Below are 14,064 nucleotides of genomic sequence, written 5' to 3'. Positions count from 1 at the left end.
CAGACCATGACCCGTTTCTCGCTTGCCACCTTGATGTCCACCCTGGCTTTCGCCGGCGCCGCCAATGCCGCCGTGCTGAACGAAAGCAACCTGTCGATGGCCGATGCGCAAAAGCTGGCCACCGCCACCGTGGCCGCGTGCCAGGCCAAGGGCTACAACGTCAGCGCCTCGGTCGTGGACCGCGCCGGCCTGCTCAAGGCCTTTGCACGCGCCGATAACGCCGGCCCGCACACCATCGAAGCCAGCCGCGCCAAGGCCTTCACCGCCGTCTCGGCCAAGACCCCGACGCTGACCATGATGGAAAACGCGCAGAAGAATCCGGGCGCAGCCAATCTGACCGACATCCCCGGTTTCCTGCTGCTGGGCGGCGGCGTGCCGGTCAAGGCCGGCACCAGCGTCATCGGCGCGATCGGCGTGGCAGGCGCCCCGGGCGGCAATCTGGACGCGCAATGCGCCGACGCCGTGCTGGAAGAAAACGCAGCGATGTTCAAGTAACGCGTGACGCGGCGGGCTTGCGGCCCGGCGCTCAAGCCGTGATCGCGCATTGCGCTACCCGTCAGCCGATGCCCGCTTCATGCGACACTGCGGTCATTGCCTGACCGCCAATGCTCGCCCATGCCGCTGCCGCCCTCCCCACCGTTGCTGGACACGATTCTCCGCACCGTTGCGCGCCGCTACCGCGTGCCGTCCACGCCCGAGGCGGCAACGCAAGCACCGAATGCCGGTCCGGCTACCCTGCTTGCCACGACGGTCGAGCACGCACGCCAGGCGCTGGCTCGAGGCGTTGCCCCGGACGCCGCGACCCGGCAGGACTTCCTGCGCGCGTTGGCCCAGCTGATCCACGAGGCCATGCGCGCGAAAGAAGGAGACCCGGCCTTCCAGGCCATCGTGCTGCGGCATCGCGCGCCGCAGGTGCGTGAATTCGCGTCGCTGTCCGCCGTCGCCGACCAGGACCGCCGCCAAATCCATGCCGCGGCCAACGCGATCGCCCATCCCGCCAAGCTGCAACGCATGGCGCCGGGCCCGGACCGAGATGCCCTGGCGCCGCTGCAAGCGGCAGTCTCCACGGCGTCCTGGACGGCGTTGCGTGACGCTGCGCGCCGACTGCGCGCCGTGCCGGACAAGGTGGTTGATCCCTCCGTCCAGCGAGCGCTGGCCCGGCTGCTGGATGATCAGGCGCTGGAGCGCCTGCAGCGCCTGGACGCCTTGGCGCCGGATGCGCAGGTGCGGCAATATCAATCTCTCTGGGACCGCCACGGCCCGCGCTCGGGAAGCCCCGGCGCCGCCGCGCAAGGCTCAGCGGCCCAGCGCCGTGGCGCCGCCGTCGAAGCCTTGGCCACGCAAGCGCTGGACGCCTTGGCCCAGCGCTTGAACCACGCCGAAGGCGACCCTGCGCGTTATCGCGTGGTGACGGCGATGCTGGTGCCCTCGTCCATCCCCGCCAGCTCGGAACGCGCCAAGAGCGAATGGGACGCCGTGCTGCTGCGCCAGACTTGCACGGCCGCCGCCACGCCGGTCTGGGACGTCTGTCTGCTGATTGAAGCCAAGGCGTCGGTGGATGCCGCCACCGCCGACCTGCCCCGGCTTCAGCGCGGCTTGCGGCTGCTTGCGCACGCCGAATCACACATCGTCTATCCGTTCCAGACCCGGCAAGGAATCGTGAACCTGCGCGGCGCATCGCTTCGCGCCCTGCCGACCGATTCGCCCGGGCTGAATGGCACGGTGCTCTATTGCTGCGATGCGCCGGCCGACGCCGCGCCGCGTCTGCTTAGCGCCGCCAGCCGGATGCAATTGCTTTCGGCGCCTGCCAGCGTGGACTATGCGTGCAGGCTGGAGGCTGGGCAGCAGCCAGATCCCTCGGCACTGGAACCCGTCTGGCGGCAATTGCTGGAATCCCCTCAGTGGGCGCCGGTGCTGCACCAGTATCCAATGCTGCGCCAGGTTCGCGATTTGATGGTCCACGTCGACGACCTGCTGGCCATGGTGTAGCCCTTCGGCAGCCGCGGACACGCATCAGCCGGCCGAGCGTCCGATCCCGTCCAAGGCCTGAATTTCCGCTGCCGGCAGCACCAGGGTCGCCGCAGCCAGGTTCTCGCGCAGGTGGGCCACGGACGACGTACCGGGGATGACCAGGATATTCGGCGCGCGCTGCAACAACCACGCGATCGCCACCTGCATGGGCGTCGCGCCCACCCGCTGCGCCACCTCGGTCAACGTGGCGGATTGCAATGGGCTGAAGCCGCCCAACGGAAAGTACGGCACATAGGCGATGCCGTCCCGTGCCAGCGCGTCGATCAGCGCGTCGTCGTGGCGATGCGCCAGGTTGTACTGATTCTGCACGCAGACGATGTCGCACAGCCCACCGCCTTCCTGGACCTGCGCGGGCGTGACGTTGCTTAAGCCGATATGCCGCACCAGGCCGCGTTGCTGAAGCTTGATCAGCGCCGACAATGGCTCGGCGATCGACCCTTCCTCGGGCCCGTGCACGCCGAACATGATGCGCATATTCACCACCTCCAGCACGTCCAGCCCCAGATTGCGCAGATTGTCCTCGACCGCGCTTTCCAGATCGGCCGCGCCATCCGCGCGTATCCAGGAGGCATCCTCGCCGCGCCGGGCCCCGATCTTGGTCACCAGCACCAGGTCATCCGAGTAAGGCGACAACGCCTCGCGAATAATCTGGTTGGTGACGTGCGGCCCATAGAAGTCGCTGGTGTCGATGTGATTGACGCCGTTGGCCACGGCTTCGCGCAGCACGGCCAGCGCCGCGTCGCGGTCGCGCGGCGGGCCAAAGACGCCCGGGCCGGCCAGTTGCATCGCGCCGTAGCCCATGCGTCTGACCGATTTGGTCCCCAGCGTGCAGGTGTCTTGGCGATGACCTTCGTTGTGTAGCGGTGGCATGTCGGATCTCCTGGCGAAAAGGAAAGATTAGCCCTTTCCGCGACCGTGGATAATCAGGCAAAAAACCCGGCGCGCCGGCGCGCGCGCGGGCTGGCCACCGGGTCGCCCGCCCATGCCCTACGCCGCCGCGATCAGGCGGATGCCGCCGCTGCCCTCGCGCTCAAGCTGCGCCACCAGCCCCAGCTCCCAATCCAGGTAGTCACGGAACCCTTGGTCGCGGGCCGACAGGTCATCGAACAGATATGGGCTGATGCTTTGATCGTCGTCGCCGGTCAACACGCCCTCGGCCCCCGCCGCCAGCGTCAGGCCCTGCGCCTTCCAGGCACGCGTGCCGCCCAGCAGATACCGGACCGGGTGCTTGCCGCGCCAGGCCAGCTCGGCCGCCACGGCGCCCGCCAGCACGCCGTCGGACGACGTCAACACAATGACGCGCGGGTCGTCCGGTGACAGGAACTCCGCCAGGCGCTCCGGCGCCGCGAACCGTGCGCCAGGCACGTGGCCGCGCTCATAGGCCACGCGCGATTCCACGTCGAACACGATGGCCTCGTCCGCCTGCAGCGCGTCGTTCAGCGCGGCCGGGCGCACGCCCGCGGCGTCCGGGCGATGGCGCAACACGCGACGCGGTTCGGGGCCGCTTTGCACGGGAGCCAGCGCGGGCGGCTGGTACAGGTAGACCTCGACGGCGCCCAATTGCGCCAGCCAAGCGCCGGTCGTCAGCGCGCGCACGCCATCCCAGTCGGCCAGCACAACGCGGGCGCGGCGTGTCGCCAGGTATTCGTCCGTCGCCTGCACCAGTTGGCCGCCCGGCGCCCAACGCCAGCCTTCCAGATGCCCGGATTCATATTCCTCGCGGGTGCGCACGTCAAACTTGTAGAGCGTGCGCGCCGCCTGTTCCGCCTCGAACGCTGCGAGCGTCGCCGTGTCGATGTACCCGATGCCGGCGCGTTGCGCCACGTCGCGGGCCTGTTCGCGCGCGGCGGCCAACGCCGCTTCGCCCGGCTCCGGCAAGGCCGCGTGGCGGCCATAAGCCAGTTCCCGGCCCGACAGCAGCCATTCCATCGTCCCGTTGCGCAAGGAGGCGACGCGGTTGGGGATGCCGGCGTCGATCAGCGTCTGCGCGCCGACGATGCTGCGGGTGCGGCCGGCGCAATTGACCACGACAAAGGTCTTGGGATCAGGCGCCAGCTCGCGAATGCGGTAGACCAGTTCCGCCCCCGGCAGGCTGTGCGAAAACGGCAGCGTGAAGTTGTGGAATTCTTCAGGCGTGCGGCTGTCGACAACGACGATATCGTCGCCGCGCGCCACGCGCTCGTGCAGTTCTTCCACGTCGATCCATGGCGTGTGCTTCTCATGTTCGATGACCTCGCCGAACGCCTTGCTGGGCACGTTCGTGCCCGAGAACAGTTCCAGGCCCGCGCGTTCCCAATCGTCCGTTCCGCCGGCCAGCACCGACACGTCGGTCCAACCCAGGCGGGTCAACTTGAAAGCGGCCTGATGGGCCTGGGTCTCGTCGTCGTCCACCAGCACGATGCGGGTGTCGCGGCGCGGTACCAGCCGGTCGGCCAGCAGTTCCAGCCGCCACAGCGGCGCAGGCACCGCATGCAGCAGGTGGCGGCGGGCGTAGCGACCGGCTTCCCGCACGTCCAGCACGGCGATCTCGGCCTCGCCGCGCAGTTCGTCCTGCAGCGCCTGCGGCGACAGGCGCGCGTGGTAGATGGCTGCGGGCGGCGAAAACGTCCGGTACGTGCCGCCCGCGGTGCTTTCGAAGACCACGCGGCCGTGCAGCCGGTCCAGCGCCAGGCCGTAGAAATGCAGATGCGCGCCCGGTTCGTCGCCCACCAGTTCGATGGTGTGCACGTCGCCTGGGCCCAGCACGATCGAACTGCCGGGGCCGACGTCCACGCGCCGCACATGGGTCAAGGTGTCGCGCAGCGGATCCTGGGTGGACGCGCGCGCATAGACCTCGTTGCGCTCGTTGCCGTTCACCCCCGCGATAATGGCCCACGTCGTATGGTCATGCGGCGGCTGTGCCTTGCCCGGTTCGCCCAGCGACAGGTACAGCGCGTAGCCGCCGTCGATCTCCTCGGCCAGGCGGTAGATGGAAGTCGGGCGTCCCGGCACCACGGCAAAGGCGTCGGCGGAAAACAGGTCGCGACGTTGCCCCAGCGCTTCCAGCAGCGTTGCCACCCGGGCCAGTTGCGCGGGTGTGGCTTGCGCCGCATCAGGCGCCAATTGCCGGACCTGGGCGATGAAGGCGCGCACGGCCTGTGCGCGTTCGGTGTGCTTGCTGAGGGCCGGCGCGGCCGTTTGGGCAGAGGTGCTCATGGGATGACCTGGACTTCCTGAAATGAAGAGAAGCCCAGGCTACGTGCGCGCCCCGGACGCGGCAACGTAGAAATGCGTCTATGGATATGCGGCGGGCGGTTCGGCCGCTGCCTGCGCGAGCGCGCCGATGCCCCTCAGGCCTCGCCCTTCAATTCCCGGTCCACCACGTCGCGCGTCAGCGTCGGCACGAACATCTCGATGAAGTGGAAGGCGTAGCCACGCAGCCAGGCGCCGCGGCGAATGGCCAGCCGCGTCAGGTTGATCTCGAACAGGTGACGCGCATCGATGGCGGTCAAGCGCGTGTCGCGCTCCGCGTCCCAGGCCACCGCGGCCACGATGCCCACGCCCAGTTCCAGTTCCACATAGGTCTTGATCACGTCCGCGTCCATCGCGGTCATGACGATATCGGGCGTGATGCCGGCGCGGGCGAAGGCCTCGTCGATATGCGCCCGACCGGTATAGCCGCGCCCATACGTGATGAGCGGATAGCGCGACAGCTGCGACAGGCTGATGCCGTCATGTTCGCGTTCCAGCGGGTGGCCGCGCGGCACGATGATGCTGTGGCTCCAGCGGTAGCAAGGCAGGTTCACCAGCCCGGGATAGTCCGCCACCGCCTCGGTTGCCACGCCGATGTCCGCCTCGCCTTCCAGCAGCATTTCAGAAACCTGCTTGGGCGACCCCTGGTGCAGATGCAGCACCACATCGGGGTAACGCTGCCGGAATTCCTTGACGACGGGTGGCAAGGCGTAGCGGGCCTGCGAATGCGTGGCGGCAATGGAGAGCACACCCTTGCGACTGTCCGCGTACTCGGCGCCCGCGTGGCGGATGTTGTCGGCGCATTGCAGGATCTGTTCGACCAGCGGCAGGATAAGCTCGCCGGGCGGCGTCAAGCCGATCAGCCGCTTGCCCGAGCGCACGAAGATGTCCACCCCCACCTCTTCTTCCAACTCGCGGATTTGACGGCTGACACCGGGCTGGGACGTATGCAGGCTTTCGGAGACGTCGGTCAGGTTGAAGTCCTGGCGCACGGCTTCGCGCACCGACCGGAGTTGCTGGAAGTTCATCGCGCGCCTTCAGCCCAGAAAGGCCAGTTGATTGCCAGACGGGTCCTTCACGTACATGACGCGCGGCTGCGCGTCGGGCAGCGAACAGACGGGGTGATGCCCCGCCTGGCGCAAACGCGCCAGCAGGTCATCGTAGGCCGGCGTCTTGAGGGCCAGGTAATCGGGTTTGACGGCCCGGCTCCCTTCCGCCACCGGCGACAACGACAGCGTTGCCCCGCCCAGGGAAAAAAGCAGGCGCTGACCGTCGGCGCCCGCCAACTCTTGCAGGCCGATCACGCGGTGATAAAAATCCCGCACCGCTTCCGTCCGGCGCGACAAGAACGGAAGTTGTACCGATTCGATCGAAAGAAATGGAGTCATGCCCTGCTGCCAACCATAGAACAAGGCAAATTCTAGTACCCGCGGGTACAACCGGACAAAGAGGTTGTAATTGCTTCTACATAGCCAGAAACCCTAAAGCGCGGGGCTTATTTGCATATGCGTCAGGCGCTGCGGCGCAAGGCGTCGCGCGTGACGGCGAACGCGTGATCCAGGTCGCCGATCAGGTCCAGCGGGCTTTCCAAGCCAATGTGCAAGCGCACGACGGATGGCTTGCCGGCGCCCTGCTGCCAGAAGCTATGTTCGGCCAGGCGCTCCGGCGCTGCCTCCAGCGCCAGGCTTTCATAGCCGCCCCACGACGCGCCGATCGAGAAGTAGCGCAGCGCGTCGATGAAGCGCGACGCGGCCGCCGGATCCGGGTTGCCGAAGGCAAACGAGACCAGCCCGCTTGCGCCGCTGAAGTCGCGCCGCCACCGTGCATGGCCGGGGTCTTGTGGCAGCGCCGGGTAGTACACCCGCGCCACGTCCGCATGCCGCGCCAGGTATTCCGCCACGGCCAGCGCGTTTTCGTGATGGCGCGCCAATCGCACGTCCAACGTGCGCAGGCCCCGCAATGTCAGGTAGGCATCGTCCGCGCCCACCGACAAGCCCAGCGCGTCGTAAGCCACGCCGATCTTCTGCGCCAGCTCGGCGCTGTCCACGGTGACGACCCCCATCATCACGTCCGAATGGCCCGCCAGGTACTTGGTGGCGGCCTGGATAGACACGTTCGCGCCCAGCGCCAGCGGCTGGTAGTACAGGCCGCCGCTCCAGGTATTGTCGGCCGCGACCAGCACGCCGTGGCGTCGCGCCGTGGCGGCCAGGGCGGGCAGGTCCAGCACTTCGAACAACAGCGAACTGGGGGACTCCAGGTACAGCAGCCGCGTATTGGACCGGATGCGCGATTCCAGCGTGTCCTGCGCGGGCGAAAAATACTCTACCTCGATGCCGTAGCGTTGCAGTAGCGATTTATCCACCTTGCGCACGGGCGAATAGACGCTGTCGGCCACCAGCGCGTGGTCGCCCGGCGCCAGCGTCGCCAGCAGCACCAACGCAATCGCCGACAAGCCCGACGGCGCCAGCACCGCGCGGTAGCCGCCTTCCAGCGACGCCACCGCTTCCTCCAGCGCCTGGTGGGTATCCAGCCCATGCCGGCCATAGGTGGCCACGCGATCGCCTGCGGCGCGCTGCTTGTTCAACGCCGCATGGGTCGCGGTGTCGGCGAAACGCACGGTGCTGGTACGCACGACCGGCACGTTCACGGGCCCGGAACCGTTTTTCAGCGCTGGCGACCCCGCATGCACCAGCCGGGTCTGCACCTGCGCGTGACGCAGGTCGGCGCTCATGCGCGCACCTCTTGGCCGGGCTTCATCTGCGTGGCGTTGTAATTCAGGATCTGGCCGGTGGCCAGGTCGATGCCGATGCGGCCTGACAGCGTTTCCAGCGGCTGACCATAAAGATGGAAGTGCAGCGTCGGCGTGTCCCCGGTGACGTGGATGCTATGGATATCGTCGGGCAGGAACGACACGGATTGTCCTGGCTGCACCACCACCTCGCGCACTTGCTCCAGCGTGGCGCGGCCTTCCTGCGAACCATCGTCGCTGCGGCGGTAGACGCGGTTCAGTTCCTGGCCCGACAGCGCCACGATGACCGCCCACGTCGTATGGTTGTGCGGCAAGGTCGTCTTGCCCGGGTTGATCGAATTCAAATACAGCGCCGGCGCGTCCGGCGCATCGTCGGGGTTCAAGCGGTAGCGCGTCGATGCGCCCACGCCCTGCCCGGCCGTGGGCGGCTGGAAATCCGACACGGGAAACAGTTCACGGCGCTGGGCCAACTGCTCAAGGCGCGCGGTGACCGCGGCCAGTTGCTCGCGCGTCACGGAGCCGGTCGCGGGACCGGCACGCAACAAGGCTTGGATATCGGACAGCGCCGCCTGAACGTGTTGGCGGCGTTCGATGGCGATTGCGGATTCAGTGCTCATGGTCAGGCTCCAATGGAAATCACACCGCCAGACGTAGCGGATCAAAGGTCAGATAGCTTGCGATGGGGTCGGGCGCAGCATGCCGGGCGGCCGGCGCGCCGGACGACCGCTGCAGGAAAGCGCGCGTGCGTTCGCTTTGCGGCGAACCGAAGATGCGCGCCGGCGGTCCGGACTCGACGATGCGGCCAGCCTCGGTGAAATACACGGTGTCGCTGACCTCTTCGGCAAAGCGCATTTCGTGCGTCACCAGCACGCAGGTCATGCCGTCCTGCACCAGGTCGCGGATCACGGTCAACACTTCGCCCACCATCTCGGGGTCCAGCGCCGACGTCACTTCGTCGAACAGGATCAGCTCGGGTTGCAGCGTCAGCGCGCGGGCGATGGCTACCCGCTGCTGCTGGCCGCCCGACAATTCGCCGGGGTAGGCGCCCGCCTTGTGGTCCATCCGTACCTTGGCCAGCAGTTCGCGCGCCCGGGCCTCGGCCTGCGCGCGCGCCTGGCCGCCCACTTTGATCGGCGAGATCACCAGGTTTTCGAGCACGCTCAAGTGCGGAAACAAGTTGTACTGCTGGAACACGAAGCCCACGCGCTTGCGCAGCGCGATGAAATCCGATTCCGTCTTCAGCGCGTCCACGCGGACGTTGCCCACCTGGATCGCACCGCGCTGCGGACGCAGCAGCCCGGTGATGCAGCGCAGGATGGTCGATTTGCCCGAACCGGACGGGCCGATGATGGACACCGCCTGCCCCTGCTTGACCTCCACGTAGATGCCCTTCAGCACCTCCGTATCGCCAAAAGCCAGATGCACGTCGCGCAGGCTGACCAGCGGCGAAGAATCAATAATGTTCATGGCGTCGTTCCAGATATCGCGTCCAACGCGCGATGGGGTAGCAATAGGCGAAGAAAAGCGCCAACAGGGTGAAATAGACCAGCACGGTGAAGTCGCTGCGGGCCACGGTATTGCTGGCGACGGTGGCGGTGTCGACCAGATCGTGCACGCCGACCAGCGAGGCCAGCGATGTGCTCATGGTGATACTGGCCATCAGGTTCATCCACGACGGCAACATGCGCCGCACGCACTGCGGCAGCACGATCATCCGGAAGATCTGCGACCGCCTGAACGCCAGGGATTGCGCGGCCTCCCATTGCGCGCTGGGAATCGACTGGATCGCCCCGCGGAAGATCTCGGCCACATTGGCGCTGGCCGGCAGTCCCAGCCCGATCACCACCTTGATCCAGTCCGGAAACGGCAAATACCACCCCGCCACATGGACTTCGAACGGGAAGACGTAGGTCGTGAAATACACCAGCACCAGAATGGGCGCGTTGCGGAACAACAGCACATAGGCGCGCGTCACGCGCCGCAGCAGCCGCGACGGCGACAAGGACAGCGCGCCCACCACCAGCCCCACGACCGTGCCCAGCGCCATCGCCAGCACGCTGATCTGGATGTTCATGCCCAGGCCACGCAGCAATGCCGGTGACCAGTGCCACAGCGCCAGCACGGCAGCGGGCGTCGTCCCCGTCGCGGCCCAGCCGGCAGCCAGCGCCGCAAGCGCCAGCAACAGGCCAAACCACGGATCGCGCAGCAGCGCGGGCAGGAACCGTCCGGACGCCGGGGCGCGGCCGGGTTGCAATGCCAGGTCATTGGCCATAGCCGGGCATCCTCAAGCGATCTTCCAGCCAACGCCCCGCCAGACTGACCAGCCAGGTCAGCAGGCCGAAGTAAAGCAGGATCAACAGCAGCAGTTCCAGCACGTTGTCGCGATGCGACCAGATCATGATGGACTCGTAGGTCACGTCGCCCACCGCGATGGCCGACGCGATCGCAGTCATCTTCACCAGGTCGACCAGGTTGTTGACCAGTGCCGGCAAGGCGAAGCGCACCGCCAGCGGCAGTTGCACCTGCGTAAGTATCTGGCGCCTTGAAAAAGCCAGCGAACGCGCCGCTTCCATCGTCACCTGCGGCACCGCCTCGATCCCGGCGCGCAACGCTTCGGCGTGGAACACGCCCTTGTGCAGCGCCACCACGATGACCACCCAGGCGAACGGGGTGATGGGATTGCCGCCGCCCAGCTTCTGCGTGATCAACATGTTCAACACCAGGAACGCGCAGTACAGCTGCACCAGCGTGGGCGTATTGCGGGTGAGCTCCACAAAGGCCTGCAACGGCCGCGCCAGCCACGGCCGGCCGCTGGTGAGCGCCGCCGCGATCAGCACGCCGAACAGCAGGCTGACCGGGATGGTCCAGGCGCACAGCTGCAACGTGACCAGCAGGCCATGCCCGAACGCCGAGAGTTCCCCAGCGTCTTGCACGAAGCTGTAGTTCAGGCCCAGGGGCTTGAAGAATGCGACCCAGGCGTGCAACACCGAATCGATCATGCGATGGCCTCCCGCGGCAGCGGCAGCGACAATGCCGCCACCGCGCGACCGACACGCGCAAGCGCCGCGTCGATATTCGCGTCCGACGCGGCGAACGACAGCCGCAGATACGGCGACAAACCATATGCCGCGCCGCGTACCACCGCCACTCCTTCGGACGCCAGCAGCCAGTCCACGACATCGCCGTCGTCTTCGATGCGCCGGCCGTCCGGACGCACCGCGCCGATCAACCCGCCCACGCCGATCCAGGCGAAAAACGACCCCTGCGGGGCGTGCACCTGCACACCGGGCACCGCCGCCAGTCCGTCCACGACCCGTTGCGCGCGGCGCCCGTAGGCGGCGCGGGCGGTCAGCACGAAATCGTCCGCCACGCCCTGCAGGGCCGCCAACGCCGCCGCCTGCCCCACCGAACTGGGGCCCGACGACACTTGCGACTGCACGGCCTCCAGCGCGTGGATCAGGGCCTCCGGGCCCACGCCCCAGCCGATCCGCCACCCCGTCATGGCGTAGGCCTTGGACACGCCGTTCACCACCAGCGTGCGGCCGGCCAGGTCGGGCGCGACGCGCAGCCAGTGCGCGGGCGCCTGGCCGAACCAGATTTCTTCGTACATCTCGTCCCACAGCACCAGCACATGCGGCGCGCCGCGCAGCACGTCGGCCAGCGCCAGCAGTTCATCGGCCGTGTAGACCGCTCCGGTCGGATTGCTGGGCGAGTTCAGGATCAGCCACTTGGTGCGCGGCGTGATCGCGTCGCGCAACGCCTGGGGCGTCAACTTGAAGCCGTTTTCCGCTTGCGTGCCGACAATGACGGGCACGCCGCCGTTGATCCGCACCGCATCCGGGAACGTGGGCCAGTACGGCGCCGGCACGATGACTTCGTCGCCGTCGTCCAGGGTGGCGTTCAACGCCAGGTAGATCACCTGCTTGCCGCCATTGGAAACGATCACGCCGGACGGGTCGACGTCCAGGCCATGACGTTGCCGATAGCCGTCGGCCACGGCGCCGCGCAGCGCTGCCGTGCCCGCGGTGGGTGTGTACTTGGTCTGGCCGCGCTCCAGCGCCGCGCGGGCGGCATCCTTGATCGGGGCCGGCGTGTCGAAGTCGGGTTCGCCGGAGGTCAGCACGATGATCGAGCGGCCCTCGGCCGCCAGCCGCGCCGCCCGGGCGCCGGCAGCGGCGATGGGAGACAGCTCGGCGCTGCGTGCGCGCCGCGACAACACGCCGGGAAACAGGGTTGAGGTCATCTTGGCGGTCATGGCTTGGCCTGCGCCTCGGCCGGCGCGCTATCGAACTTGCCGGCTTGCGCCTGCGCGGTTGCTTGCTTCAGATAGTCCCCTGGCACCCCGAAGCGATCGGCTTCCTTCACCAACAGGCCTGTCTTCAGCCAATCCCGGATCACGCCGTCGACGAAGGCGCGCGTGTCGGCTTCATTGCGGCGCGTCCAGATGACCGTGGGCGACGGGATCAACGGGTCGGACGTGGCCAGTTCGAAGTCGTTCCATTCCTTGCCGTTCGGACCGTGCAGCGTTTCATACAGTGCTGGCTGGATGTGCACCGACGCGTCGCAACTGCCGCCCTTCAACGCCAGCAACGATTCGGGGATGTTGCGCAAGCCCTTGACCACCGCGCCATAGGTGTCCTGCAAGGGCTTGGCGAAATTGCTGCCCTGCGACACGCAAGCCACCTTGCCCTTCAGGTCTTCCCAGCGTTTGATGCCGCTTTGCTTGGACACCATCGCCGCGCCGCCCACCAGGTTATAGGGCGTGGGCGCATAGCTCAGGATCTCGCTGCGCTCTTGCGTCCACTGGATGTTGGCAATCAACAGGTCGACCTTGCCCGCCTGCAGGAACTGCACGCGCGTGGACGCGGTGACCGGCACGGTTTCCAGCGTTACGCCCAGGCGGCGGGCGATGTCTTCGCCCAGTTCGGTCTGAAAGCCGCCGACTTTGCCGGTTGCCGGATCCAGGATGCCGAATGGCGGGCTGGCCCCGTCCACGCCGATCACGATCTTGCCGCGCTGCTTGACCTTGTCCAGGGTCGCGTCCGCCTGTGCGGCGCCCGAGGCCAATCCGGCCAGGACGGCCAAGGCGGCCGCCGCTTTCATTCCCATCTTCATTACTGTTTCCTTCCCGATTGCTGCGCGCAGATAAGCGCCATGTCTTCTTTCCGTTCCCGGCCCGGCTCAGCTGCCTTGCTTGAATTTCGCGTTGAGTTCCTGCAGCAGGGGCTGCGCCGGCTCGATCCCCAGGCGCTTTTCGGTGGCGATCAGCCAGCCCGTGCGATGCCAGTCCTGCACCACCTTGTCGACGGCGGCGATGGTGTCGGCCTCGCCCTTGCGGGTCCACACAACGGAATTGGCCGGCAGCACCTCGGTCGCGATGGGCGCGTGATAATCGGCCCATTCGGGATTGCTGCGCAGCAACGGATGGATCAGGGTGGAATCGTGCACGGCTGCCACGCATTGGCCGCCCCGCAACGCCAGCAAGGAATCCGACGAACTTTTATAGCCCTTGACCACCGCGCCGTAGTCGGCCGACAGCGGCCGGGCGAAGCTGCTGCCCTGCGATACGCACACGGGCTTGCCACGCAGGTCCTCCCACGTCGCGATGCCGCTCGTCTTCAAGGTCGCGGCGGCGCCGCCCACGCGGAAGAACGGCGTGGGGGCATAGCCCAGAATGTCCGCACGCTCCGGATTCAGCTCCATCGACGCGATCAGCAGATCCACCTTGCCGGAAATCAGGAACTGCGTTCGGGTGGCGGTCTGCACCTGCACCAGCTCGGCCTTCACGCCCAGGCCCCGGGCCAGCTCGCGCGCCAGCTCCGGGTTCCAGCCCACCAGTTGCTGCGTGGCGGGGTCCAGCGAACCGAACACCCCGCCGTTGGCCAGCACGCCAATCGTGACAGTGCCGCGCGCTTTGATCTTGTCCAGCGTGGCGTCGGCGTGGGCGGCGCCGGCGGCGCATGCCAGCGCCAGCGCGATTGCGGTGCGGGCGTGGCCCGATGTCTTGCGGATTGCCATGTTGTCGTCTTGTCGTGTGCATTGAACGGAGGTCC

The 14,064-nt window shown here is 67.4% G+C and carries 14 protein-coding genes; 2 read left to right on the top strand and 12 right to left on the bottom strand.

Annotation, left to right across the window (positions count from 1 at the left end):
• Window positions 1–6: 6 nt before the first annotated feature.
• Both CQ050_RS13215 and CQ050_RS13210 read left to right on the top strand, forming a co-directional pair.
• Window positions 7–495 carry a heme-binding protein gene (locus CQ050_RS13215; RefSeq protein WP_105557277.1) on the top strand — a complete coding sequence of 163 codons (489 nt, stop codon included), beginning with the start codon at window positions 7–9 and terminating at the stop codon, window positions 493–495.
• Window positions 496–615: 120 nt separating this feature from the next.
• Window positions 616–1,989: a 3-deoxy-D-arabino-heptulosonate 7-phosphate synthase gene (locus CQ050_RS13210; protein WP_105557276.1), complete on the top strand. Its 1,374-nt coding sequence runs from the start codon at window positions 616–618 to the stop codon at window positions 1,987–1,989.
• A gap of 24 nt (window positions 1,990–2,013) precedes the next feature.
• Here the strand turns inward: CQ050_RS13210 and CQ050_RS13205 are convergent, their stop codons facing one another.
• From CQ050_RS13205 to CQ050_RS13150, 12 genes are all read right to left on the bottom strand, one after another.
• Window positions 2,014–2,901, bottom strand: coding sequence for an aldo/keto reductase family oxidoreductase (locus tag CQ050_RS13205; RefSeq protein WP_105557275.1), 888 nt, complete (start codon window positions 2,899–2,901; stop codon window positions 2,014–2,016).
• Between the two features lie 117 nt (window positions 2,902–3,018).
• Window positions 3,019–5,226, bottom strand: a complete 2,208-nt coding sequence (locus CQ050_RS13200; RefSeq protein WP_105557274.1) for a rhodanese-like domain-containing protein — start codon at window positions 5,224–5,226, stop codon at window positions 3,019–3,021.
• 134 nt (window positions 5,227–5,360) lie between these two features.
• A complete protein-coding gene (locus CQ050_RS13195; protein ID WP_105557273.1) occupies window positions 5,361–6,290 on the bottom strand; it encodes a CysB family HTH-type transcriptional regulator in 930 nt (309 codons plus the stop codon).
• A gap of 9 nt (window positions 6,291–6,299) precedes the next feature.
• Entirely contained in the window at window positions 6,300–6,650 is a 351-nt protein-coding gene (locus tag CQ050_RS13190; RefSeq protein ID WP_105557353.1) for a VOC family protein, read from the bottom strand.
• A gap of 122 nt (window positions 6,651–6,772) precedes the next feature.
• Entirely contained in the window at window positions 6,773–7,993 is a 1,221-nt protein-coding gene (gene metC / locus CQ050_RS13185; protein ID WP_105557272.1) for a cystathionine beta-lyase, read from the bottom strand.
• The gene (locus CQ050_RS13180) at window positions 7,990–8,628 is read right to left on the bottom strand and encodes a cysteine dioxygenase family protein (RefSeq protein ID WP_105557271.1); all 639 of its coding nucleotides are present in this window, start codon (window positions 8,626–8,628) and stop codon (window positions 7,990–7,992) included. The genes metC and CQ050_RS13180 overlap by 4 nt, the downstream gene beginning before the upstream one ends.
• Window positions 8,629–8,647: 19 nt before the next feature.
• Window positions 8,648–9,478, bottom strand: a complete 831-nt coding sequence (locus CQ050_RS13175) for an amino acid ABC transporter ATP-binding protein (protein WP_105557270.1) — start codon at window positions 9,476–9,478, stop codon at window positions 8,648–8,650.
• The gene (locus CQ050_RS13170) at window positions 9,465–10,283 is read right to left on the bottom strand and encodes an amino acid ABC transporter permease (protein ID WP_105557269.1); all 819 of its coding nucleotides are present in this window, start codon (window positions 10,281–10,283) and stop codon (window positions 9,465–9,467) included. The genes CQ050_RS13175 and CQ050_RS13170 overlap by 14 nt, the downstream gene beginning before the upstream one ends.
• Window positions 10,273–11,010, bottom strand: a complete 738-nt coding sequence (locus CQ050_RS13165; RefSeq protein WP_105557268.1) for an amino acid ABC transporter permease — start codon at window positions 11,008–11,010, stop codon at window positions 10,273–10,275. Before CQ050_RS13165 ends, CQ050_RS13170 begins: the two co-directional genes overlap by 11 nt.
• Window positions 11,007–12,254, bottom strand: a complete 1,248-nt coding sequence (locus CQ050_RS13160) for an aminotransferase class I/II-fold pyridoxal phosphate-dependent enzyme (RefSeq protein WP_105557352.1) — start codon at window positions 12,252–12,254, stop codon at window positions 11,007–11,009. The genes CQ050_RS13165 and CQ050_RS13160 overlap by 4 nt, the downstream gene beginning before the upstream one ends.
• An 8-nt stretch (window positions 12,255–12,262) precedes the next feature.
• The gene (locus tag CQ050_RS13155) at window positions 12,263–13,126 is read right to left on the bottom strand and encodes a transporter substrate-binding domain-containing protein (RefSeq protein WP_105557267.1); all 864 of its coding nucleotides are present in this window, start codon (window positions 13,124–13,126) and stop codon (window positions 12,263–12,265) included.
• A 66-nt stretch (window positions 13,127–13,192) separates the two neighbouring features.
• On the bottom strand, window positions 13,193–14,029 hold the full coding sequence (locus CQ050_RS13150; protein WP_105557266.1) for a transporter substrate-binding domain-containing protein: 837 nt from the start codon (window positions 14,027–14,029) through the stop codon (window positions 13,193–13,195).
• Between the last annotated feature and the right edge of the window lie 35 nt (window positions 14,030–14,064).

This window comes from Achromobacter sp. MYb9 (genome assembly GCF_002975275.1).
Classification (GTDB): Bacteria; Pseudomonadota; Gammaproteobacteria; order Burkholderiales; family Burkholderiaceae_B; genus Achromobacter.
Note: the sequence above shows the minus strand (reverse complement) of the source record. Positions and strands in the feature narration are given on the sequence as shown.

Excerpts from the sequence above, each read along its gene's own strand:
- CQ050_RS13215 (WP_105557277.1), top strand. The coding sequence starts at position 7 with ATGACCCGTTTCTCGCTTGCCACCTTGATGTCCACCCTGGCTTTCGCC.
- CQ050_RS13210 (WP_105557276.1), top strand. The coding sequence starts at position 616 with ATGCCGCTGCCGCCCTCCCCACCGTTGCTGGACACGATTCTCCGCACC.
- CQ050_RS13205 (WP_105557275.1), bottom strand. The coding sequence starts at position 2,901 with ATGCCACCGCTACACAACGAAGGTCATCGCCAAGACACCTGCACGCTG.
- CQ050_RS13200 (WP_105557274.1), bottom strand. The coding sequence starts at position 5,226 with ATGAGCACCTCTGCCCAAACGGCCGCGCCGGCCCTCAGCAAGCACACC.
- CQ050_RS13195 (WP_105557273.1), bottom strand. The coding sequence starts at position 6,290 with ATGAACTTCCAGCAACTCCGGTCGGTGCGCGAAGCCGTGCGCCAGGAC.
- CQ050_RS13190 (WP_105557353.1), bottom strand. The coding sequence starts at position 6,650 with ATGACTCCATTTCTTTCGATCGAATCGGTACAACTTCCGTTCTTGTCG.
- metC (WP_105557272.1), bottom strand. The coding sequence starts at position 7,993 with ATGAGCGCCGACCTGCGTCACGCGCAGGTGCAGACCCGGCTGGTGCAT.
- CQ050_RS13180 (WP_105557271.1), bottom strand. The coding sequence starts at position 8,628 with ATGAGCACTGAATCCGCAATCGCCATCGAACGCCGCCAACACGTTCAG.
- CQ050_RS13175 (WP_105557270.1), bottom strand. The coding sequence starts at position 9,478 with ATGAACATTATTGATTCTTCGCCGCTGGTCAGCCTGCGCGACGTGCAT.
- CQ050_RS13170 (WP_105557269.1), bottom strand. The coding sequence starts at position 10,283 with ATGGCCAATGACCTGGCATTGCAACCCGGCCGCGCCCCGGCGTCCGGA.
- CQ050_RS13165 (WP_105557268.1), bottom strand. The coding sequence starts at position 11,010 with ATGATCGATTCGGTGTTGCACGCCTGGGTCGCATTCTTCAAGCCCCTG.
- CQ050_RS13160 (WP_105557352.1), bottom strand. The coding sequence starts at position 12,254 with ATGACCTCAACCCTGTTTCCCGGCGTGTTGTCGCGGCGCGCACGCAGC.
- CQ050_RS13155 (WP_105557267.1), bottom strand. The coding sequence starts at position 13,126 with ATGAAGATGGGAATGAAAGCGGCGGCCGCCTTGGCCGTCCTGGCCGGA.
- CQ050_RS13150 (WP_105557266.1), bottom strand. The coding sequence starts at position 14,029 with ATGGCAATCCGCAAGACATCGGGCCACGCCCGCACCGCAATCGCGCTG.